Consider the following 21,460-nt stretch of genomic DNA (forward strand, 5'->3'; position numbering starts at 1 on the left):
CAAAAACGACTCAACCATCGAGCTCCGATAGAATATCGAATCTCGATGGCTGCTTAGTCTTTTTAATACTGTCTACTTGACAGGGATAAGACCAACATATTAATCATGTATAGTCCCTTTTATATATAACCCTATGCAAAAGTAACCTCCACCTGTACAATTTCCGACCTACTTCCAAGTCTTAATGGTGGTCCCCAGAATCCAAACCCAGAAGAAACAATCGCGTGGAATGCACCTTTTTGTGCGTATCCCCAGTCTAGTTCGTACATTCTTCTCGTTACAATATGATTCGGTGCCATTTGTCCGCGGTGCGTGTGACCGGATAGTAGTAAATCAACGCCAGCATCCGCTGCTTGTTTTAATTCAAATGGTTGGTGATCCATTGCGATAACAGGAAGCGATTTATCTACCGTACTCATTAGATTTTCAAAGCTTTGACGATCACGCTCTGTTTTATCCCTTCTTCCGACGAGATAAAAATCATCTTCAATTGTAATGACTTCATCTAAAAGAATACGAATATCAATCTTATCCATCTCTTGTAAAAACTCAGGAACAGCTCGGCCGTAATATTCATGGTTTCCTAACACACCATATACGCCTAATGGAGCTTTCATCTGTTTCATGATTGGTCCCATATTTTTTTGAATGAACACACCTGGATGATCATCGATAATATCACCCGGCAGTAAAATAATATCGGGTTTCATTTCATTTACATGACGAACGAGTCTCTTTAAATGAGCAACTCCAGACAGTTTACCGAAATGCATATCAGAGGCCATCGCAATGCGTAAACTTTTACGCCCTTCTACTTTTTTCGGTATGTGCACTTCGTACTTTCTTACTACTGGACTATATGCGTTGAATACTCCATACGCAAAAATAAAGATGAACGCAAGTAACACGGCCAATCCTGTCCAAACAATTGCCGTCTCTTTCTCCATTGAAAACTGTAGAAGGAAAACTGTAATATCGGCTAACGGCAATAACATAAGCGCGTATTGTATAACCGCAAACCAAATTGAACCGACCGTTCGCAGGAAAGGAAGGAATTTAAACACTTGTACGAGAATGTACGCATATGAAATAAATCCGACTATGAAAGCGTAATATCCCCAAGATTCCCAGCCGAACACCGTACTGAGCCAAATCCATCCGTTCCAGCCGATGTAAAACATGAGTAGTGTGTATACAATTAAAATAGTGAATATATTGAGATAACGAAAATTTTTCACTGCTAGCCTCCTTATTGATTTCTTCTATTATATCTTGTTATGTACCAATAACGTAAATATTAAGCATTCCAAACGGACCGTAATAAGCTGCTTTATCTGCTACAGCACAAAGTTATTTTTACAGGTTTTCTTTATAGTAACCTGCTATTTGTGATCCTCTGGCATTAAATCGGACATTTTTTTGTAACTGATATATTAAAACCACCTTTTCTTAGAATTAGTTTTTTTCGGTCTATAATCCGTATATCCTTTTTTATACACCTTATAATATCCATCTACAAAAACCGCCACGTCCGGAATCAGTCCTATCCCTCCACCAGCTTTACTACCAGTGAATAGCGCTCCTTTGACCGCTGATTTCGCTATATTTTCACTTAATTATAAGAGCTACTTTTCTTTTTTTAAATCCCACTGGCTATCCCAACACACATACATAGAAAACAGTCTGCAAGAACGATAAGTTGTGAGTAGTTCACTGACGAGAAGATTCATAGTCAAATATAATACATGATAGTATTACCAAAAATACTACACCACTATATTGTATAGCAAGGGGAATACCATTTAAAACAGACGCTAATATGTCTGTAAATGTAACAATAAAAAGTAGTGTAAGTATCGTTAACATAAGTGCGGCTGAAAATAAGAAACCTTGTTTGATACATTTAAAAATCCAGCCGATTCCAATACATATTAAAATTATACGTACTGGATACTTTAAAAGTATCAAAAATAAATTGTCTATACTATTAAAATTCATCATCAAATTCACCAAGATCACTTTCTGGATTTTTTATTATTTTAACGCTAGTTTTTATATGTTTGTTTATGTCCTTTGTATACTGCCTATCCAAAACATAAGCATTTTCTATTAATCTAACGCCCACAAATGCTTTGAGACTTAATTTTAACCTGCTTTTCTAGCAGCTTTATTCACATATTCCTTGTTATAGGCTGGCCTATTTTGCTGTTTATAATTATGTTTACCTGTAGAATACCAAAGATAAAACCCTGCGTATAAAGACAATCCTTTCTCTTAACATTGCAATTCTCTTTAATCGTTCGTTCATATTTATCATCCTCATATATTAAGTAACTCAACATAATATAGCGTATCATCCGTCTGAAAATACATAACAGATCCGCGGCTGTAATAATTAACAAATTGAATCGGCTCACCTAGTTCATTACAAGGATTACTATCATACACATGATTATTATTTAAATCATAAACAACCAACTTTTTATCTTGAGTAATAAATACTACTTTATCTTGAGCAACCGCAAAACTTTTCGACCATATTTCCATCGTTACATTTATTTCATTCCACAACATATGAAAATTTTTATCTTTCATTTGAACTAAAGGAAATTCTGAATAATAATAGAGCCAAACGTCTCCATCTATAACGTTCATTGCATAACAATCATCTATAGGAGGTACATTAAACCTTTCTACATATTGATCATAATTATTAAAAATCAAGTGACCTGTAGAGTCAAAAGCAACTATCCCGTTTGCTCCAATCGAGGACTCTCCAAAAACTCCTTCATCACAATAACTAATCCATATATCTTCGTTCACATCAACCTGACAATCTTGAATCCCTTCTCCGGCATAAAACTTACAATGTTCACTTCCGTCCGCATTATAAATAACCGCATTATCATCTTCATAATTAAATATAAGTAACCATTTCTCTCCGATTCGTTGCATACATCGCACAGATTCAACATCAATATCTACGTTTAAATTGAATTTACTTATATTCACATTATTTTTATCCAAATAAATAATACAAGGTTGATTCGTATTATCTTGCACTAGTAAAATCACATTTTGTTTATAATCCAAACTCACTTTTTTTAACTGATAAGCTTCAACAATATCCTTAAAACTTATTAACTCTTTACATACAATATCTTTCATATAGATGAAAATCCTCTCATTGATTCTAAACATAAAAATAAGCGTCAAACTTCTATTTATTCTCCCTCTTCTAAAATCCCATATTGCACCCAACAAAATATTCGTTTCCCTTTAACAGCATATATTGTTTGATCCCTTGAAAAAATATACTCAAATTGAATAGGATTTCCATCGCTATCTACTGTTAACAGAGTTGCTAATTTTTTATTTACAAGTGAATATGCATGTATTTGATTGTTATCTACACCAAAGATAATATTATTTTGTACTTTTAAATATAGTGATATATGATTCAATGTTGTTTCATACAAAATAACTTGTTCGCATCGTTCTTTATTAATCTGTGTGAATGAATACGTTCCTTGCTCGTTATAGTAAGACATTAAAATATCACCTGTCTTCTGTATATGTATTGCTGTACAATCACAGACAGATCTCTTTATTGAATTATTAAATTCATTAGTAATTAAATCGCCATTCTTAGAAAAAATAGCTAATCCGCTCTTTTCAAATTTATTAATATCATATATATTTTCCCAATCTATCGAATCAAACTCTTCATCTGAAATAAACAATTCCTCTACAGAAGTAAATATACCTTCTTCACTATACCCAACCAATAAATGTTCTTCTTCATCAACTTGAAAATACTTTATTCCATTTCCTAAGTAATATGAAGCAACGATATTTCCTTTTTTATCAAAAATTGTAGCCGTTGTATCGTCCTTTTTCTCAACGAAACTTTTAACCAAAACCCAATTTTCTCCTAAAGGTTGAATGAAGTTAAAATATTGATTATTTTCTATAGTATAGTGTTTCAAAACGCCAGATTTCAACGAGTGTATAATTTTATAATGATAAAGGTCTGTAACCTTTTTATCCAATACTAAAATTATAATATCTTGTTTATTTCCCGTTGCAATACAGAGAATTTCCCCTTCTACACATGAAAAATCCATCCGCTTATTAAATACTAGTTTTTTCATAACTAACAGACCTCCAATGAATTGATAATACTCTAATTCAGTCGGAATGCTCTCACTTCCACCAGATAAAAGGAAGAGCTTACCTTATCTATAATTTTTAGTAGGCTCTACTTACAATCCATTCGGTAACATAACAGCCATAAACAAATCACTTCTTTCACCTGGTGATATATATATTCCTTCTGCATCTAAATATTCAATGGAAAAGGCTGCTAGCTCATACGCCATTTCTTGATCGCATTCAAAAAGTGAATTTATAAAAACCTCACTTCCTGTAATCTTTTGTAAATCTTTCAAACAGTTAGACTTACTTCTTGCATAATCAGCCACATTCTCATTAGCCCAAGACCACATCCAACTGTTACTCTTTCCAGACCAAGAACCTATAAAAACAACACTAAATTCAAGTAACACTTGACCATTATTTTTAAACTGTAATATACATTGATCTTGATCATACCAATACTCATCAAAGTTATAGATATTATAATCCGAAATGAATTTTTGCTGTTTGCTTTCTAATTTGTCATAACACATAACAAGATAATTCTCGAATTGTTCATTTGTCATTGCCACTTATCACATGCTCCTTTACTGCAAGATTCCCAAGTAATATTGATTTGTTCAAAGGAAACTTTACCTTTTATAAGTTTTATATCCTTTGTATACTCTATATCCACCTATTATTGTAATAGGAATAAACTGCGCAAAATGACCACCCGGATTCACCGATAAGAACACCCCATGCATCATATTCATACGCTGCTACAACTTCTTTATTTTGATCTGTCATCGCAATGACATCACACTGTTCCATATATAAAGAAAGAAGAGTCTCTATCAACTCTCCTTCTTCTAATGAACACCCAACAGTATATCTTTAACCCATTAACTACTTTTTATCTCTCTTTATTTGGTTGTCCAGTACAGCATAAAACTTCTGTCTATTTTTCTCATTCCTTATTATTAGTTTAACTCTAATCGTGCTTTGTAAATATGAACGTACTTTGTAATTGGTAAAAAACAACTTCCTATACTTAGTATCATTATATATTTGCTGAAACCATTCATAATTTTGAAGACATTTTATATTTCTATCAATTTTTCTAGTGTTTAAACCTGAATCTAATCCACTAGATTCTAAAATCCCACTAATTAATCCTAATAAAAAACTAAACATTCATTAATCCTCCTTGAACATTTTACATACTTTTTCTAGCATCTGTAACATCCCCTGGATTACTTTGTAGTATGGTAACTTTTCATGTACTTCCTTCATACACACATTTAACAAATGAATCTTTCTAATCACTAATTTTTTTGATGATATATTAATAGCCTCTAAAAGCAAACTGAATATACATGTAAGTACCAACACCATAAATAACAACAACAACTATAGTAATTAGCCAGTTTTCACGAGTTTTTTGTACATACTTCGAGAATGACCAAATAAGAAGTAAAATAATTAATTGAATTACAATCACTTTTGAAATAGCAATTATAGTAGTTTCCGTAACAAATATTACCCATGTCCCGAATAGCATACGGATACAAAAAATATATCTTGCAACATAACAGTTAATGTTAATACAACTACTAAAGCCAAGATAGAAGAAAATCCCGAAATTTCTATAAGCACTTTTAGTCTCCCTTAATTTATCTGGATTATAGTATCTCGCAATCAAATCATACATGCCAATACCTTTATTATACATGTATCCCGCATATCCAAATAGATTGTCTGCTGTGATATCTTTCTTGTCACTCTTTACTACGTTATCCCATGCATCATATTCGCAAGTCGCTACAACTTGTCCATTTTGGTCCGTCATCGCTACTACATCACTACAAGGGTTACAGTGATAGCATTTATCCTTTCGATTCCACCAACAATAAAAATTAATTTATATAAAGAAAGAAGAGCAGATAATGAACTGCACCCCAATTGTTAGACATAGTCTAACAATTGGAGGTGCAGTTTTTCTATGGCTAAATTTACAGCTGATGAAAAAATACAGATCGTTCTACGTTATTTGAACGGAAATGAAAGTTATCGAGAAATGGGTAGAGCGATCGGTATAAGTGGCACAATCATTTTGAATTGGGTAAACCAATATAAGCAGAATGGTGTGGAAACTTTTCTAAAACGATGTACAAATTACACACAACAATTTAAACTAGACGTACTAAACTTTATGATTGAAAACGGTATGTCCTTATTTGAGACGGCAGCTATCTTTAACATTCCTGCCCCTTCAACGATTTCTGTTTGGAAAAAACAACTCGAAACACAAGGAATTGATGCCCTTCAATCTAAGAAAAAGGGGCGTCCATCCATGAAAAAAGATTCAAATAAACAAGTAAAACAAGCTTTAGCTGAAGGGTCAGTCGAAGCACTTGAAGCACGTATTAAACAGCTTGAAATGGAAAATGAGTACTTAAAAAAGTTGAATGCCTTAGTTCAAAACAAGGAAAAGTCACTAAACAAGACAAAGCGCAAGTAGTCTATGAATTAAGGCATAAATATTCGGTGAAGGCACTCGTGGAGTTAGCTACTATTCCACGAAGCACGTATTATGATTTAGTAAAGAAGATGAATCGCCCAGATGTAGATGCCGATTTGAAAGCTGAGATTAAAGCGATTTATGAGGAGAATGAAGGTCGTTATGGCTACCGTCGCATTCGTGACGAGTTAACGAATCGTGGTCAGAAAGTGAATCACAAAAAGGTGCAACGTATTATGAAAGAGCTTGGATTAAAGTGTGTTGTGCGTATGAAGAAATATAAATCCTATAAAGGGAAAGTCGGTAAAATTGCACCCAATATTTTAGAGCGTAATTTTTATGCAGATGCACCGAATCAAAAATGGGTAACAGACATCACAGAGTTTAAATTATTTGGAGAAAAACTGTATGTATCACCTGTATTAGACTTGTATAATGGTGAGATTATTACCTATACAATTGGTTCTAGACCGGCGTATTCACTTGTTTCAGAGATCTTAGAGAAAGCATTAGAACGTTTACCTGAAAACCACCAGCTACTGATGCATTCGGATCAAGGATGGCATTATCAAATGAGACAGTACGTCCGTACACTTGAATCAAGAGCTATCGTACAGAGTATGTCTCGAAAAGGAAACTGTTACGACAACGCAGTAATAGAGAATTTCTTTGGGATTATGAAATCGGAGTTCCTCTATATAAAAGAATTTGAATGTATAGAGCATTTTAAAATAGAATTAGAAAAATATATAGATTATTATAATAAGAAACGGATTAAGGCAAAATTAAAAATGAGCCCGGTACAATACCGGACTCATTTGGATCAAGTAGCCTAATGAAATAACCGTGTCTAACTTTTAGGGGTCACTTCAATAATAGCTCTTCTTTCCCTAAACATTTTCTTTACTCAGTCTAATTTAGTATATTATCATAAACAAACCCACTATTAAGCAAAAGTCCCCCAACCATCTGTATATCCACCAAACTCTTCACTTAATTTATTCAATTCCTTTTGCATCTCTACGATATCTTCATAAATTAAGAACATCTCTTTAGAACAAGTACATGTCCAATCTTCAAATTCTTCATTAAAATCGAATTCACAATTTAAGCCCAGCGCTTGTAGTCTGCCAATTATTTTTTCTCCATTATCTTGATGAGGAATCGCAATAAAGAAATCTACTATATGTTTTTTATTAAAATCTAACCCTTGTTTATATAACATATTTAATACTTGTCCATCTTCATCTCTTGGAAATTTCATTTTTTCTCCTCCTATTATACCTTTTGAAAAGATAACTTTTTATGTGAATAATGTTTCTTATCTGTAAAACTCACAGTTTCTATTCCTTCACAAAAACTTAAATCGCCATCGACAACCGTACTACCTACAAAAGAAAAACAATTTAATTTTTTAAAATTTCTTATAAAATCTATCGTCGGTATATCTCCACAGTCTAATAAACGTAATACTTCTAGAGACTCTAAATATCCAATACTACAAAAAGCTTCTATATTTTTACACATCTCGACTTCCAAATTAGTCAATTTCCCACTTGTATATTTTAAATATTCTAGTGATTTTAATGTACGAAGATAATATAATTGCAAAGATTTTAAGTTTCTAAAACTTTCAATTCCGCTAAGTGAATCAATTCTTGATTGAGTAATTTTAAGGTATTCTAAATCTCGTAATTTTTCTAATTCTTTCAAATCTCTATTTTTAGGATTGTATTTCCATAAAAAAAGTGATTTTAAAGTACACACTTCCTGTAAACCTGTTATCTTTTTATCACAGTACATACTTAAATTTTCTAAGTTTTTTACTCTATCCAACTCTAATACGTAATTAGAATCAACTATTGCTAAGTCTTTAAGATTTTTTAAATTGTATACACTAGATACATCTTTTAAAAACATGTTATCTAACATTAAATGTGTAATATTTTCACACTCATTCAAAAAGTTAATATCTTCTAGTTCATAGTACATATCAGATATTTGCACTCCAGAAATATTAAATCTATTAATATATTCGATACATTCACCTAAGTTTTTTTGAGATACTAATACAGTTTCCCCGTCTATATCTTCTCTAACATAAAAACCATTTTTATATTTTAAGTTCATAAACTACTCCTCAACTATATTTCACATAACAATAAGATAGCACAGTAAAACAAAAAAGAGGTCATCCAAAAGACATTTTTGGACGACCTCCTATTATCGGTAGGTTGCTACTATTATCGTTTTTTATTATTAATTCATTTTAAATTTATTTATAATACTACTCTCCTAAATAACAAAATCCTCCGGAATAAACACCTTCACTTCTCTCGGATGTACGTATACAAACTCACCTGTTTGAATGCCTAGCTGTCTAAACTGCTCTTTACTAATTTCTGCTTCTAGATACTCATCTGTTCCGTCGCGCTTCAATTCTACATATACGACAGGGCCAACTGCGTGAGAGTATGTTACTTTCGCCGGGATGGCATCTATACTTTGTTTCGTACGATCGATTGATAGGTGATGTGGTCTTACGTATCCCACTCCGTCTACGTTTGAAACGTGCTTATGCTCTGGTGCTTCTAGCTCCACCGATCCTACATTTAGTTTACCTTTATGAACGCGGCCGTGAAATAAATTCACGTTTCCTAAAAAGTCATATACGAACGGACTTGCCGGTTTTTCATATACTTCTTCCGGCGTTCCCATTTGTTCAATGCGTCCTTCATTCATTACAACGATGCGGTCCGCAACGTCTAACGCTTCTTCTTGGTCATGCGTTACGAATACGCTCGTAATTTGAAATTCGTCATGTAGTTTCCGGAGCCATCTTCGCAATTCTTTCCGCACTTTTGCATCAAGTGCACCAAACGGTTCATCTAGCAATAAAATTTTCGGTTCGACTGCAAGCGCCCGGGCTAGTGCGATACGTTGGCGTTGTCCGCCAGATAATTGCGCTGGATAACGTTTTGCGAAACCATCCATTTTTACTAGTTTCAATAGTTCTGTTACTTTTTCTTTTATTACTTCAGCTGAAGGTCGTAAGTTTTTCTTTCTTACTTTTAAACCGAAAGCGACATTTTCAAATACATTCATATGTTTAAAAAGTGCATAGTGCTGGAAGACGAAACCGACTTGCCTGTTTTTCACGTGAATATCAGTTAAATCTTCTCCATCAAATGAAATCGAACCTCCATCTGCTTCTTCTAGGCCTGCAATAATTCGTAATAACGTCGTCTTCCCAGAACCTGATGGGCCTAATAAAGCGACCAGTTCACCTTTTGGAATATCCAAATGAATGTCTGTCAGCGCTTGAAATGTACCATATTGTTTTGATACATTTTGAATTTGAATACTCACCGCACTCACTCCTTATTGTCGTTTTTCCATTCTCCACTCAATCCAGTTTTTTATAACGAGCGTAAAAACTGCGATGAGTGACATTAAAGTCGCCACAGCGAACGCTGCTGAAAATTGATATTCATTGTACAAAATTTCAATATGAAGCGGCATCGTATTTGTCATGCCGCGCACGTGACCAGACACAACGGAGACTGCTCCGAATTCACCAATGGCCCGGGCGTTACATAAAATCATGCCGTATAATAGACCCCATTTTATATTTGGCAATGTGACGCGCCAAAACATTTTCCATCCACTTGCGCCAAGTGATAGAGCCGCTTCTTCTTCACTTTTCCCTTGCGCCTGCATAACCGGGATTAATTCACGCGCAACGAATGGAAACGTAACAAAGATCGTCGCAATGATAATGCCAGGAACAGAGAAGATGAGCTTTATCCCGTGTTCCATTAACCATCCGCCAAAAGCAGCACGAGGTGTGAAAAGTAAAACGAATACTAATCCTGCAATGACTGGTGATACAGCAAACGGCAGTTCAATAAGAGATAATAATAGTTGCTTTCCTTTAAACTGAAACTTCGTAATAAGCCAAGCTGCTGCAATTCCGAATATCGTATTCAGCGGCACAACAATTAATGCAACGAGAAGTGTTAACCTGATTGCCAAAAATGCTTCTTGATCTGTTACAGCGGCAATATATACATCAATTCCTCGTTCGAACGCTTTCATAAAAATTGTCACGAGCGGCAGTAATAGAAAGAGAGATAAAAATAAAATTGTTATCGTAATGAATAGAATTGGTACAAATTTAGATTCTTTTTTAACTGATACGCTTTTTACTATTTTCTTTTCTAATAATGTTGGTTCCATTTTCTCCCCTCCTATTCGCTTTTCAATTCATGCCTTCTGCTCCAAGTTTGAATCATATTAATAAATAGTAGGAAAAGGAGAGAAATAATAAGCATCACAGCCGCTACAGCTGTTGCGCCTGCATAATCATATTGTTCGAGTTTTGTCATAATCATAAGCGGTGCGATTTCTGTTTTCATCGGCATATTACCTGCAATGAACACGACAGATCCATATTCCCCTAACGCCCGAGCAAAGGCGAGTGAAAAACCAGCAAGCAAGGCCGGGAATATTTCTGGCAAAATGATTTTCACAAATATTTGGAAGCGTGACGCCCCTAAACTAGAAGCTGCTTCTTCTACTTCTTTATCAATACTTTGTAGTACTGGTTGCACCATTCGCACGACAAATGGTAAGCCAATAAACGTAAGCGCCACAATAATGCCGAGCTGGGTAAAAGCTACTTTTATATGAAACACACTAAATATTTTTCCAATAAATCCATTTTCCGCATAAAGCGTCGTAAGTGTAATACCAGCTACAGCAGTCGGAAGAGCGAATGGTAAATCGATTAGTCCGTCTAATAACCGCTTCCCTGGAAATGTGTAGCGAACGAGTACCCAAGCAATTAATAAACCAAAAATGGCATTTACGATTGCCGCTGCAAGTGAAGTTGTGAAACTTACTTGATACGAATGCAACACGCGCTCACTCGTTATAACCCCAGCAAACTTCTTCCAACCTAGCTGCGAAGTTTGAATAAATACGATAGAAAGTGGTATAAGTACGAATAAACTCATATATAGCATTGTAAATCCAAGAGATAATCCAAACCCTGGTAAGACACGCTTCTTCCTCATATAACGTCACCTCATCCCCCCTTATTTTTTATACATTTGATCGAATACGCCGCCATCATTAAAATGCTTTTCTTGTGCTTTTTTCCATCCTCCAAATAGTTCATCAACTGTAAATAATTGAACTTTCGGAAATTGTGATGCGTACTTTTCTGCTACTTTTTCATTACGAGGGCGATAAAAGTTTTTCGCCGCAATTTCTTGCCCTTTTTCTGAATACAAATATTCAAGATATCCTTCTGCTACTTTTTTCGTTCCCTTTTTATCAACGACTTTGTCTACAACTGCTACTGGCGGCTCGGCAAGTATACTAATCGAAGGTGTTACAATTTCGAATTTATCTTTTCCAAGTTCTTTTTGTGATAATAACGCTTCATTTTCCCAAGCGATTAACACATCACCAATTCCTTTTTCAACGAAAGTCGTCGTTGCCCCGCGTGCTCCTGAATCTAGTACTTCCACGTTTTTATAAATTTGACCGACAAACTCTTTCGCTTTATCTTCACTATTGTTATATTTCTTCAGTGCATATCCCCACGCCCCTAAATAGTTCCACCGTGCTCCCCCAGATGTTTTCGGGTTTGGTGTAATGACAGACACACCTTTTTTCGTTAAATCATCCCAATCTTTAATTCCTTTCGGGTTTCCTTTTCTAACAAGAAATACAATCGTTGATGTATACGGAGTAGAATTATCCGCAAGTCGCTTCTGCCAATCTTCTGCTAGTTGTTTCTTCTTACTAATCGCGTCAATATCATAAGCGAGCGCTAGTGTTACAACGTCTGCTTCTAAGCCGTCAATAACGGAGCGTGCCTGACTTCCAGATCCCCCGTGTGATTGCTTTATATTTACTGTTTGACCATGCTTCTCTTTCCAATACTTCGCAAAGTCTTTATTGAAATCCTGATATAACTCACGCGTTGGATCATATGAAACATTTAAAAGTTCGACTGTCTTCTTATCTGCACTTCCTTCAGAATTGTTAGTGGATGTTGCCGAACCACACCCTGACAAAAGGACAAATGCTGATAATAAAACACCTGTACTTTTCATTAATGCTGTCTTACTCCACTGTTTCATATATAAAGCCCCCTTAGTTTGTACAATAGAAAAAGGCACACAATCTATTCACAAAAGTGAACGTTGTGCGCCTTCAGTTTCTCTGATGAGCTTCTATTGTATTCTGTTTGATTTCTTTCCATTTTAATTCCGTAATTCACATGTGTCAACTTGGAATTTGGAATTATTATATAAGAAACTTCATACAAGCTAAAAATCAGCGGGAATAGAATCCCACTGATTTTAGTTTCGCTTTATTTCTTTAACTTATCTGTCTTCGCAATAAATTGAGCTGCTTCTGCGCGGCTTACCGATTTATCTGGAGCCCATCCATTATCTGTTCCAACTGAAATATTTTCTTGGATTAAAATGTTCGCATACTTCGTACCCCAATGATCTTTTAAATCAGCAAATTCTTTTGGTAGTTTAATATTTTCATTTCTTTCTAATTTATATGCATTTACTAGCATAGTAGCCATTGATGCACGGTTAATTAGTCCACTCGGATTGAAGTTACCCTGCTCATCACCTTTTACAATACCAGCTTTTTCAACTGCTGCGATGTAAGGTGTAGCCCAATGATTTTGAGCATCGCGGAATGATGGCTTCTCATCTTTATTAATTTCTAACCCTAAAACAGTAGCTAATATTTTTGCTGCTGAACCACGATCGATATTTTCGGCTGGTGCAAATGTACCATCTGGCTTACCGTGTACTGCCTCTTTGTCTACTAAATATTGAACTGACTCTTGTGCCCAAGTCGGTACATCTGAGAACTTAGATTTCTTTTCAATTGCACTCGCATCGATTTCAAACTGCACTTGATATTTATGGTCATATTTAATTGCTGGAATTAATATGTGCATTTGCATATTATATTTTTTCGAGAACTCATCGATTTCAAATTGAACAACTTTCGTGCCATTATTTGTTTTATCTTCAGAGATCACTTTCACATCATGGAATGTCCCTAATTTATTAGTATCTTCTACTTTAAGATACTGGAAATAGCTACTATCTTGAACTGTTAACGTAACGATTTTTTTATCACCTTGAATTGTTACTTTTGCATTTTTTAAATATGTAGAAGCAACAGATGTTTCATTCGTTTGATCTTTATAAGTTTTTAAAATAACGTCATATGTGCCATCTGCAAGTTTACTAGCTGCCTTCATCTCAATCACATCTGCTTTTGCAATTGGCGCATTGAAACCACTTAGTGGAACTGCTAAAGTTGCTGCTATAACGAATGCATTAATATATTTTTTCTTAATCATTATCAATACGACATCTCCCTTTATATGAATATACCCAACATAACTATCATATTGATAATGATTATCAATGTCAAATAAAAAATTAAACGAATACTACCTATTTATTACATAAATATGCTTTCCGGTCATTTTTAAACAATAAATAATGAGCCGTATGCACTTTTCTCTCTAAATAGTCCAATGAATACGTACCCGATGGATCCACTAAATCCCCAATCGCTCCTGAAAGGTGATCAATTACCTTTTGCAATGTTTCTAAGTTCTTCTTTTCATTCTCCATATTCATTTCATCCATAATGTCACAAATAAGATACTGTACTTTCCGTAAGCGTAATTCCTTCTGCTCCACGTATATCTCCTCCTTATTAGTCATATTACGTTTTAAATATATGGGCTTATAGCTTAACCAATTCTAAAAAATAAAGTGAGACTTCAATCAGTAGGAATTTTGTCCATCCAAACTAATCCAGCTTTTACAGGACAAAAAGATATCCATCTCTATACATGTAGTCATAGAGATGGATATCTTTATTTTTACACTTGCAATGCCTTCTCTCTCAGAGCTCTTCGTAACAACTTACCAGTTGTATTCTTCGGCAATTCTGTTAAAAACTCAATGCTCATTGGCACTTTATATTTCGCTAAATGTAACGTGCAGTAATGCATAAGCTCTTCTTCTGTTACGCTCGTTTGCTTCAGAACGACGTAAGCTCGCACTGCTTCTCCTAAGTTTTCATCAGGAACACCGATTACGACAACTTCAGCTACCGAATCGTGAGTGTATAATACTTCCTCCACTTCACGAGGATATACGTTATAACCGCCAACTAAAACAATATCTTTTTTGCGATCGACGATATAGAAGTAACCTTCTTCATCCATTTTCGCTAAGTCTCCTGTATATAGCCAGCCATCTTTAATTGTCGCCGCAGTATCTTCTGGCGCATTATAGTAACCCTTCATAACGTTAGGTCCGCGAACAATTAACTCCCCAACTGCACCAACAGGTACTTCTTCCCCAAGTTCGTTCACAATTTTATTTTCTACGTGCCAAATATTTGTACCAATCGAACCTGGTTTACGAGGACGATCTAATGGATTAAAACAAGTAACTGGTGATGCTTCTGATAAACCGTATCCTTCTGAAACGATAACGTCAAAACGTTTTTCAAAGTTTTGCAGAAGCGCAACAGGCATTGACGCACCACCTGAAATACAAAGACGAAGCGTCTTCACATCTTCTGCGCTTGCTTCTTCGAATAAATATAAATAATTGTACATTGTCGGTACACCAGCAAAAATCGTTGGTTCGTACGTGCGACAAATACGGAATACTTCTTTCGGACTAAATTTCGGTAACATTAAAATAGTCGCCCCGTTCACAATCGGCGCATTGACCGCCACTGTTAAGCAAAATACATGGAACATCGGCAGTGCCGCAACGACGCGATCGTCCGCAGTATATTGTAAATACGACGCCACATCGCTTGCATTACTATATAAATTTTTATGTGTTAACATAGCGCCTTTTGGCTTTCCAGTTGTACCTGAAGTGTATAAAATAACAGCTACATCTTCTTCATCTAGTTCAGGACCTTCGTAAGTTACATCTCCAGTTCCTATAAAACTAGTAAACGTTTTCATTTTTTCAGTTTCTGTATGGTTAAAATCTGATGAGGTTTCGCATATGATGATATTTTCAAGTGAAGGAAGTCTTGTTGTAAGAGATTGTATAACAGGTAGAAGGACGTCGAGTACGATGATTGTTTTTACATCTCCATTTTTTAATATGTAATGTATTTCGTCTGCTGTATAAATTGGATTAATCGGAATGACAGTTGCTCCAGCTTTCATCGTTCCGTATAAACCGACTAAAAAATGTGGTGAATTGCCTACAGCTAATGCGACATTGTCCCCTTTTCCAATGCCCATTTTTGCTAAATTGCTAGAAAACCTAGTGACCACTTTGTTTAATTGGTCATACGAGACCGACTGATCCATAAATATGTATGCCGGTTTATCCCCCTTATTTTTTGCCGTTTCAGCCAAAGATTGAACGAGATTCACACAAATCCCACCTTTATAAAATTTAGAATATTTAAAAATTCTAAATTAATTATATTAAAAGAAAATTAAAGTAGCAAGTGATATTCTATTAATCGAATATACATCAACCACTTTATTCCAGAATACTTTAGTAAGATACGAGAATTATATGTAAAAAAACAGGTACAAACATATAGTTAAACTATAGCTAAAATCATTTTAGGATAATATGCACTCATCTTTTCACTAAGTTTTTCAACTTCCTCTTTATTTAAAGCCGTATACTCTCCATACAAATTGAGAGCGTCCGCTCCATTTTCATGCAAGTAGACTGTAACATATAATGTCGGCAATCCTTTATTGTCCTCATCTATCGACAAGACGAAATCTGGCGTTTTACCAACGGTACTAAACGTTTCATTTCTTTTCCATTTCTTATTTTGAAACATAGTTTGTATATCAGCTATCTTTCGTCTGCTATCTGTATGTGTAAAATATATGACATTATCCTTCGCAGGCTTTCCAATAGATAAAAGTGTGCGACTTGAGGACGTTTCATCGTTACAAGCTGTCATTCCGACGACGAAGCTGAGCAGTAATACAACATACATTACCCTCTTCATTTCAATCCGCCTCCTTTTGAATATATATATGCCTTTATGAGGGGCAAATGTCCTGTGATTTTATGGTATATGAAATTATATCGGCGATTTTTCGAATATATCGAACGTAACTCGAAATATATCAGCGATTTTCCAAATATATCGACCGTAACTCAACTTATATCAGTGATTTTTAAAATATATCGACTTACCGACAAAACATGACAATCTACGCAAAAAAGAGGCTGCCCGTTACGGCAGCCTCTCTTATTTTTAGAAGAATAAATGTAAGAAATCTTCTGTTGTAATATTACCGAAATAGCGTACGATATCTACGCCTTCTAAAGCTACAGTGAATGCATCTTTATCAAATTGTACGCCTGTTAGACGCTCTTCAATGTCATGAACATCTAGTGATCCGAAGAAGTCACCGTAAATTTTACATTCTGTTACTGTTCCTTTTTTCACTTCAAGACGAACGTCAACTTGTCCAACTGGGAAGCGGTGTGAATGTTGTAAGTTGAACTTCGGAGATTTTCCGTAGTTCCAATCCCAATTTTGGTAGCGCTCTTCAGAAAGTTTATGGATTTCTTTCCAATCATTTTCTGTTAATTCGTACGTTGGAATTTCTGTTTCTCCTTCGAAAATTGTTTCTAGAAGAAGTTGTCTAAACTCTTCTGTCGTCATTTTTTCGTTTAAGAACTCTGTAATATTCGCAACGCGGCTACGGATTGATTTAATGCCTTTTGATTGAATTTTATCCATTTTCACTTTAAGTGCTGATACAACGTGATCGATTTCAGAGTCAAATAGTAACGTACCGTGACTAAACATACGACCTTTCGTTGAGAACTGCGCGTTACCTGAAATTTTTCTACCTTCAGCTAAAATATCGTTACGACCACTTAGTTCTGCATTTACGCCTAATTTACCAAGCGCTTTCGTTACAGGCTCTGTGAACTTTTTGAAGTTGCTGAAACTATCTCCATCATCTTTCGTAATAAAGCTGAAGTTTAAGTTTCCTAAATCATGATATACTGCGCCTCCGCCTGATAGACGACGAACGACATGAATACCTTGTTCTTTTACGTAATCTGCATTAATTTCTTCTACTGTGTTTTGGTTTTTACCAATGATAATCGAAGGTTTGTTAATGTAGAACAGTAAATATGTTTCGTTAATATCTAAATTCTTCACACAATATTCTTCAATTGCTAAGTTTATTCTAGGATCTGTAATCCCTTTATTATCAATAAATAACATCGTATCACCTCATGAGTTCCAAATGTAGCCACTATGCGCTAGCGTAATATGGCCACTGAAAATTTGTTTTGCTTCTGTTACTAAATCAGATGGGTTGCCTGTATGCGGTAAGTGCGTTAATAAAAGTTCTTTTACATTTGCATCTTTCGCAATACTTGCTACTTCTGTACTATTCATATGCCCTGCTTTTGCAGCCTCTTGATGTGCATACATATTACACTCACAAATGAAAAGATCAGCATCTTTTGTGAACGGAATAAATTCAGGAATATAACTTGAATCTGCACTGTATACAACAACATCATCGCCAGCTATAATACGCATCGCAAAGCATGTAACAGGATGAACAGTTTTTAAGAATGAAATGGAGAACGGTCCAATTTGAAGTGTTTCTTCTGGATTGTACGCGATTCCTTTCGTATGCGGTTCATGCGTTAAAGAATGGAATCCATTCTCATCAAACGTATGACCGTATATTGGTAACTCCGGTAGTTGTCCTTTTGTCACACTCGTAATTAATCTTGCATATTGCAGCACCCCAATGTCTGCAACATGATCGTGATGATAGTGCGACAGTACAACTGCATCTATATGAGATGGTGTTATATATTTTTGAAGCTGTGCTAGTACACCACTACCACAGTCGACAAGTAAACGAAAACCATCGTGTTCAAACAAATACCCCGACGTTGCTTCTCCCGCTTCTGGAAAGCCGCCCCAAAAGCCGACAACAGTCATCTTCATATGTATCCATCCTTTCTAAAACCGCGTAGGAATGCCGTTTTTTTCCGTACTTGAGAAAGTTTTTTACTTACATCCTACATTGTTAACTATAATCCATTTCCTAAACTTTTTCATTAATTTTCACTTTTGTTATAAAACAGTTGTTGACTTTTGTTTCTTGTACTAATACAATGATAGTAAGAAATGGAAATGGAGGGATTGACATGATCGATCAACCAATGGAGTTTTTCCGAAATTTACCGACGAAAACTTGTGCTCATTGCGGGAAGGAAATTGATGAGCAGCACGAAGCATACCATAACAAATGTGACGATTGCGTTCACGAAGAATAGTAGTTTGTAAACATAAAAAAACCTAGCAGACATAGTCTACTAGGCTAATAACATCGTATCCTTCATCGTTGAACCTTTCACCAAGAGCTCCAGTTCAAACTCATACAATTCTTTTTGTCGATAATTTTTCGTATGGATTTTATCCATCATTAAGTCGACAACTTTTCGGGCCATCTCGTCGATTGGTTGTTCAATTGTCGTAATACCTGGCTCTGTAATCTGCGCTAAAATTTGATTATCAAAACCGATCACAGCGAGATCTTCTGGAATACTCCAACCATGGCGTTTCGCCTCTGAGATAATTCCAGCTGCAACCTCGTCGCCTCCTGCCAAAATCGCGGTAGGATTTTTTTTGTCCTTTAATACTTCATTGAATATTCGTTTTCCATCATCCCAAGAGAAAGCGTTTTCAAGAAAATCGATCGCTTCCACTTCTCTACTCTTTTCAGTAATAGCGCGTAAAAAGCCCATTTTTCGCTGTTGGCTCACTACTTTCGTTTCGTTACCACGGCAAAATATCAGATTACGATATCCTTGTTCTAATACATGATTGGCAGCTATGTATGCACCCTGGGCATGATCGAACTTCACTGTTGGAACATTTGCTTCCTCAATATATTCATTACATAACACGATTGGACCGTGTTGCAAGTATGGCTCCACATTCTCCCATGGATTTTCTAGTGAACATAGAATAATCCCATCTACTTGTTTCGTAGATAATAATTGTAAATACTCCATCTCTTTTTCCGGTAAATATCTTGTTTGACAAATAATCAGTTTATATTTATGTTCAGAAGCAGCAATCTCGATTGCTTCAATAAATCTACTAAAAAAAGGATTTGTAATCCTTGGAACAAGCACCGCAATTGTTTCTGTTTTTTGTTTACGAAGCCTTCTCGCCGCAGAATTAGGAACGAAGCCTAAATGCTTCATTGCTAATTGAACCCTTTTCTTCTTCTCATCTGAAACATATGGATGATTATTGATCACCCTAGAAACCGTTGTCCTTGATAACCCCGCTAATTTCGCCACGTCCTCGATAGTCGACACGAAATTTCCCCCTTTGCATGAAAACGTTTTCTTATCCTGATTATATAGTATATTATTGGAAACTGCAATATAGGTTCTTATGATTTTACTATATTAATATTATACATAGGGAAAAGTCTGTTAATGGCAGGGAATTACACACTACTTTTAGAATTTCACAATAAGAATATGAAAAAAGATGTACATACCATAACGCATATACACCTTCTTACTTAATAAGAATTCTATTCAATATAAAAAGCCATCAATACGTCGTCTCCATATGATCCATCTTCATATTTAATTTGCTTTCTTTGCCTTCCTTCTTCTACAAAGCCAGTTCGTTTATACACTTTAATTGCTCTATCATTAATAGAAACTACGCCTAAGCAAATTTTCTCTAAATCTTTCTTCTCTTTAGCCCAACTAATAAGAAATTCAATTAGCTTCGTACCAATGCCTTGATTACAATACGCCTCCCTAATCCCCATTCCCATTGTGCCTGCATGTCGTAACCGTTCTAGTTCATATCGTTTGAAAACCAGAAAGCCAACCACCTTACTATCTACCTCGTAAACTATATAAAGGTTGCCTTTTTCACTACTTGTCTGTATCTTTTCTCTTTCTGAATCAATATCATTTGGTAATTTATTTGGAGATGATATAAAAAACTTTGTAGTAGTTTCTGATAATATAATTTCTTTTCTAATATCCATAATTGATTCCGCATCAACCTCTTTTGCTAATCGTATCACCGAATCACCTCGTACCTTTTTCTTTTAAAAATAATATTGGAACTATCAAACTAAGAATCTCTAAAACGCTCAATATGCAACATTACATATTGAGAATCTTTTCACTTTTGATACAATATCCTTACATCTATATAAAAGGAATGCATAAAATGAATCCAATTTTAACAGCTGCAAAACAACTATTACATAAAGACGAAGTTATTATATCTACTTTAAATTGTTCACTTACTGGCTATATTATTACGCATAAAGTTCCGTATCCGGGCATGCTACTTGCTACTAATAGAAGACTTCTCTTTTTTAGCCAATATAAAAATACATTAATTGTCGAATTTGAGTATGAAAAAATTGTATCTATAGAAACGAAGAGAAGAATTTTTGACAAAAAAATAATATTTTATTATGAAGATGAATATATAACGGTGGGATACATTACAAGTTCAAATATTGAAGAGTTCATAGACTTACTACAAAGAAAAATACAAGACTAGCGCGGGCTACTAATCGGGCATTTACGGGCTGTTGATCTCCCACCTAGCTTCTTTGCTCCAGCCGCATTTTGAGGTGGGAGTTTTACTGCCCGGCAAATAGCGGGATAAAAGGTGGTTTGTCCA

The 21,460-nt window shown here is 35.1% G+C and carries 23 protein-coding genes and 2 pseudogenes; 3 read left to right on the forward strand and 22 right to left on the reverse strand.

Annotation, left to right across the window (positions count from 1 at the left end; genetic code table 11):
- Nucleotides 1-131 precede the first annotated feature (131 nt).
- From DET63_RS09610 to DET63_RS31025, 8 genes and pseudogenes are all read right to left on the reverse strand, one after another.
- Nucleotides 132-1,238: a metallophosphoesterase gene (locus DET63_RS09610; RefSeq protein WP_113936559.1), complete on the reverse strand. Its 1,107-nt coding sequence runs from the start codon at nt 1,236-1,238 to the stop codon at nt 132-134.
- A gap of 1,081 nt (nt 1,239-2,319) precedes the next feature.
- Nucleotides 2,320-3,168 carry a hypothetical protein gene (locus DET63_RS09620; protein ID WP_113936561.1) on the reverse strand — a complete coding sequence of 283 codons (849 nt, stop codon included), beginning with the start codon at nt 3,166-3,168 and terminating at the stop codon, nt 2,320-2,322.
- Between the two features lie 56 nt (nt 3,169-3,224).
- Nucleotides 3,225-4,154, reverse strand: coding sequence for a hypothetical protein (locus tag DET63_RS09625; protein ID WP_113936562.1), 930 nt, complete (start codon nt 4,152-4,154; stop codon nt 3,225-3,227).
- A 111-nt stretch (nt 4,155-4,265) separates the two neighbouring features.
- Complete coding sequence (locus tag DET63_RS09630) at nt 4,266-4,730, reverse strand: DUF6882 domain-containing protein (protein ID WP_113936563.1); 465 nt, start codon at nt 4,728-4,730, stop codon at nt 4,266-4,268.
- 94 nt (nt 4,731-4,824) lie between these two features.
- A complete protein-coding gene (locus DET63_RS30190; protein WP_181777907.1) occupies nt 4,825-4,998 on the reverse strand; it encodes a hypothetical protein in 174 nt (57 codons plus the stop codon).
- A 48-nt stretch (nt 4,999-5,046) separates the two neighbouring features.
- Entirely contained in the window at nt 5,047-5,334 is a 288-nt protein-coding gene (locus tag DET63_RS09635) for a hypothetical protein (protein WP_113936564.1), read from the reverse strand.
- A gap of 151 nt (nt 5,335-5,485) precedes the next feature.
- Nucleotides 5,486-5,796, reverse strand: a pseudogene (locus DET63_RS09640) (hypothetical protein).
- Between the two features lie 19 nt (nt 5,797-5,815).
- Nucleotides 5,816-6,022: pseudogene (locus DET63_RS31025) on the reverse strand (RHS repeat domain-containing protein); the annotation flags it as partial.
- A gap of 120 nt (nt 6,023-6,142) precedes the next feature.
- On the opposite strand from DET63_RS31025, the gene DET63_RS09650 reads away from it, so the two are divergent.
- A protein-coding gene (locus DET63_RS09650) for an IS3 family transposase (protein ID WP_113936565.1) occupies nt 6,143-7,497 on the forward strand; the annotation gives its coding sequence in 2 pieces (ribosomal slippage) (nt 6,143-6,596 and nt 6,596-7,497; 1,356 coding nt in all).
- A gap of 110 nt (nt 7,498-7,607) precedes the next feature.
- Here the strand turns inward: DET63_RS09650 and DET63_RS09655 are convergent.
- From DET63_RS09655 to DET63_RS09710, 12 genes are all read right to left on the reverse strand, one after another.
- Entirely contained in the window at nt 7,608-7,925 is a 318-nt protein-coding gene (locus DET63_RS09655) for a ribonuclease E inhibitor RraB (protein ID WP_113936566.1), read from the reverse strand.
- A gap of 14 nt (nt 7,926-7,939) precedes the next feature.
- Complete coding sequence (locus DET63_RS09660) at nt 7,940-8,791, reverse strand: leucine-rich repeat domain-containing protein (protein WP_113936567.1); 852 nt, start codon at nt 8,789-8,791, stop codon at nt 7,940-7,942.
- 165 nt (nt 8,792-8,956) lie between these two features.
- A complete protein-coding gene (locus DET63_RS09665) occupies nt 8,957-10,030 on the reverse strand; it encodes a sulfate/molybdate ABC transporter ATP-binding protein (protein WP_002125843.1) in 1,074 nt (357 codons plus the stop codon).
- A 12-nt stretch (nt 10,031-10,042) separates the two neighbouring features.
- Nucleotides 10,043-10,900 (reverse strand): sulfate ABC transporter permease subunit CysW, encoded by an 858-nt coding sequence (cysW, locus tag DET63_RS09670; protein WP_113936568.1) that lies wholly within the window; start codon nt 10,898-10,900, stop codon nt 10,043-10,045.
- 11 nt (nt 10,901-10,911) lie between these two features.
- Nucleotides 10,912-11,739 (reverse strand): sulfate ABC transporter permease subunit CysT, encoded by an 828-nt coding sequence (gene cysT, locus DET63_RS09675; protein ID WP_002011198.1) that lies wholly within the window; start codon nt 11,737-11,739, stop codon nt 10,912-10,914.
- 21 nt (nt 11,740-11,760) lie between these two features.
- Nucleotides 11,761-12,816, reverse strand: coding sequence for a sulfate ABC transporter substrate-binding protein (locus DET63_RS09680; RefSeq protein WP_002166179.1), 1,056 nt, complete (start codon nt 12,814-12,816; stop codon nt 11,761-11,763).
- 233 nt (nt 12,817-13,049) lie between these two features.
- Nucleotides 13,050-14,072, reverse strand: coding sequence for an S-layer homology domain-containing protein (locus DET63_RS09685; RefSeq protein ID WP_113936569.1), 1,023 nt, complete (start codon nt 14,070-14,072; stop codon nt 13,050-13,052).
- Between the two features lie 97 nt (nt 14,073-14,169).
- The gene (locus DET63_RS09690; RefSeq protein WP_002064161.1) at nt 14,170-14,421 is read right to left on the reverse strand and encodes a hypothetical protein; all 252 of its coding nucleotides are present in this window, start codon (nt 14,419-14,421) and stop codon (nt 14,170-14,172) included.
- Between the two features lie 185 nt (nt 14,422-14,606).
- Nucleotides 14,607-16,139, reverse strand: coding sequence for a fatty acid--CoA ligase family protein (locus tag DET63_RS09695; RefSeq protein WP_113936570.1), 1,533 nt, complete (start codon nt 16,137-16,139; stop codon nt 14,607-14,609).
- Nucleotides 16,140-16,315: 176 nt separating this feature from the next.
- Nucleotides 16,316-16,741 carry a hypothetical protein gene (locus tag DET63_RS09700; RefSeq protein WP_113936571.1) on the reverse strand — a complete coding sequence of 142 codons (426 nt, stop codon included), beginning with the start codon at nt 16,739-16,741 and terminating at the stop codon, nt 16,316-16,318.
- A 252-nt stretch (nt 16,742-16,993) separates the two neighbouring features.
- Nucleotides 16,994-17,983 (reverse strand): lipoate--protein ligase, encoded by a 990-nt coding sequence (gene lplA / locus DET63_RS09705; protein ID WP_002030357.1) that lies wholly within the window; start codon nt 17,981-17,983, stop codon nt 16,994-16,996.
- A 9-nt stretch (nt 17,984-17,992) separates the two neighbouring features.
- Nucleotides 17,993-18,727 (reverse strand): MBL fold metallo-hydrolase, encoded by a 735-nt coding sequence (locus DET63_RS09710; RefSeq protein ID WP_113936572.1) that lies wholly within the window; start codon nt 18,725-18,727, stop codon nt 17,993-17,995.
- Between the two features lie 203 nt (nt 18,728-18,930).
- On the opposite strand from DET63_RS09710, the gene yhfH reads away from it, so the two are divergent.
- Nucleotides 18,931-19,059: a protein YhfH gene (yhfH, locus tag DET63_RS09715; RefSeq protein WP_000567010.1), complete on the forward strand. Its 129-nt coding sequence runs from the start codon at nt 18,931-18,933 to the stop codon at nt 19,057-19,059.
- 39 nt (nt 19,060-19,098) lie between these two features.
- Here yhfH and DET63_RS09720 read toward each other — a convergent pair whose 3' ends face one another.
- Nucleotides 19,099-20,112 carry a LacI family DNA-binding transcriptional regulator gene (locus DET63_RS09720; RefSeq protein ID WP_002087115.1) on the reverse strand — a complete coding sequence of 338 codons (1,014 nt, stop codon included), beginning with the start codon at nt 20,110-20,112 and terminating at the stop codon, nt 19,099-19,101.
- Between the two features lie 224 nt (nt 20,113-20,336).
- Entirely contained in the window at nt 20,337-20,846 is a 510-nt protein-coding gene (locus tag DET63_RS09725; RefSeq protein ID WP_113936573.1) for a GNAT family N-acetyltransferase, read from the reverse strand.
- 149 nt (nt 20,847-20,995) lie between these two features.
- Between DET63_RS09725 and DET63_RS09730 the strand changes: the two genes are divergently transcribed.
- On the forward strand, nt 20,996-21,337 hold the full coding sequence (locus DET63_RS09730) for a PH domain-containing protein (RefSeq protein WP_113936574.1): 342 nt from the start codon (nt 20,996-20,998) through the stop codon (nt 21,335-21,337).
- Nucleotides 21,338-21,460 lie beyond the last annotated feature (123 nt).

This window comes from Bacillus sp. DB-2 (genome assembly GCF_003315125.1).
Classification (GTDB): domain Bacteria; phylum Bacillota; class Bacilli; order Bacillales; family Bacillaceae_G; genus Bacillus_A; species Bacillus_A mycoides.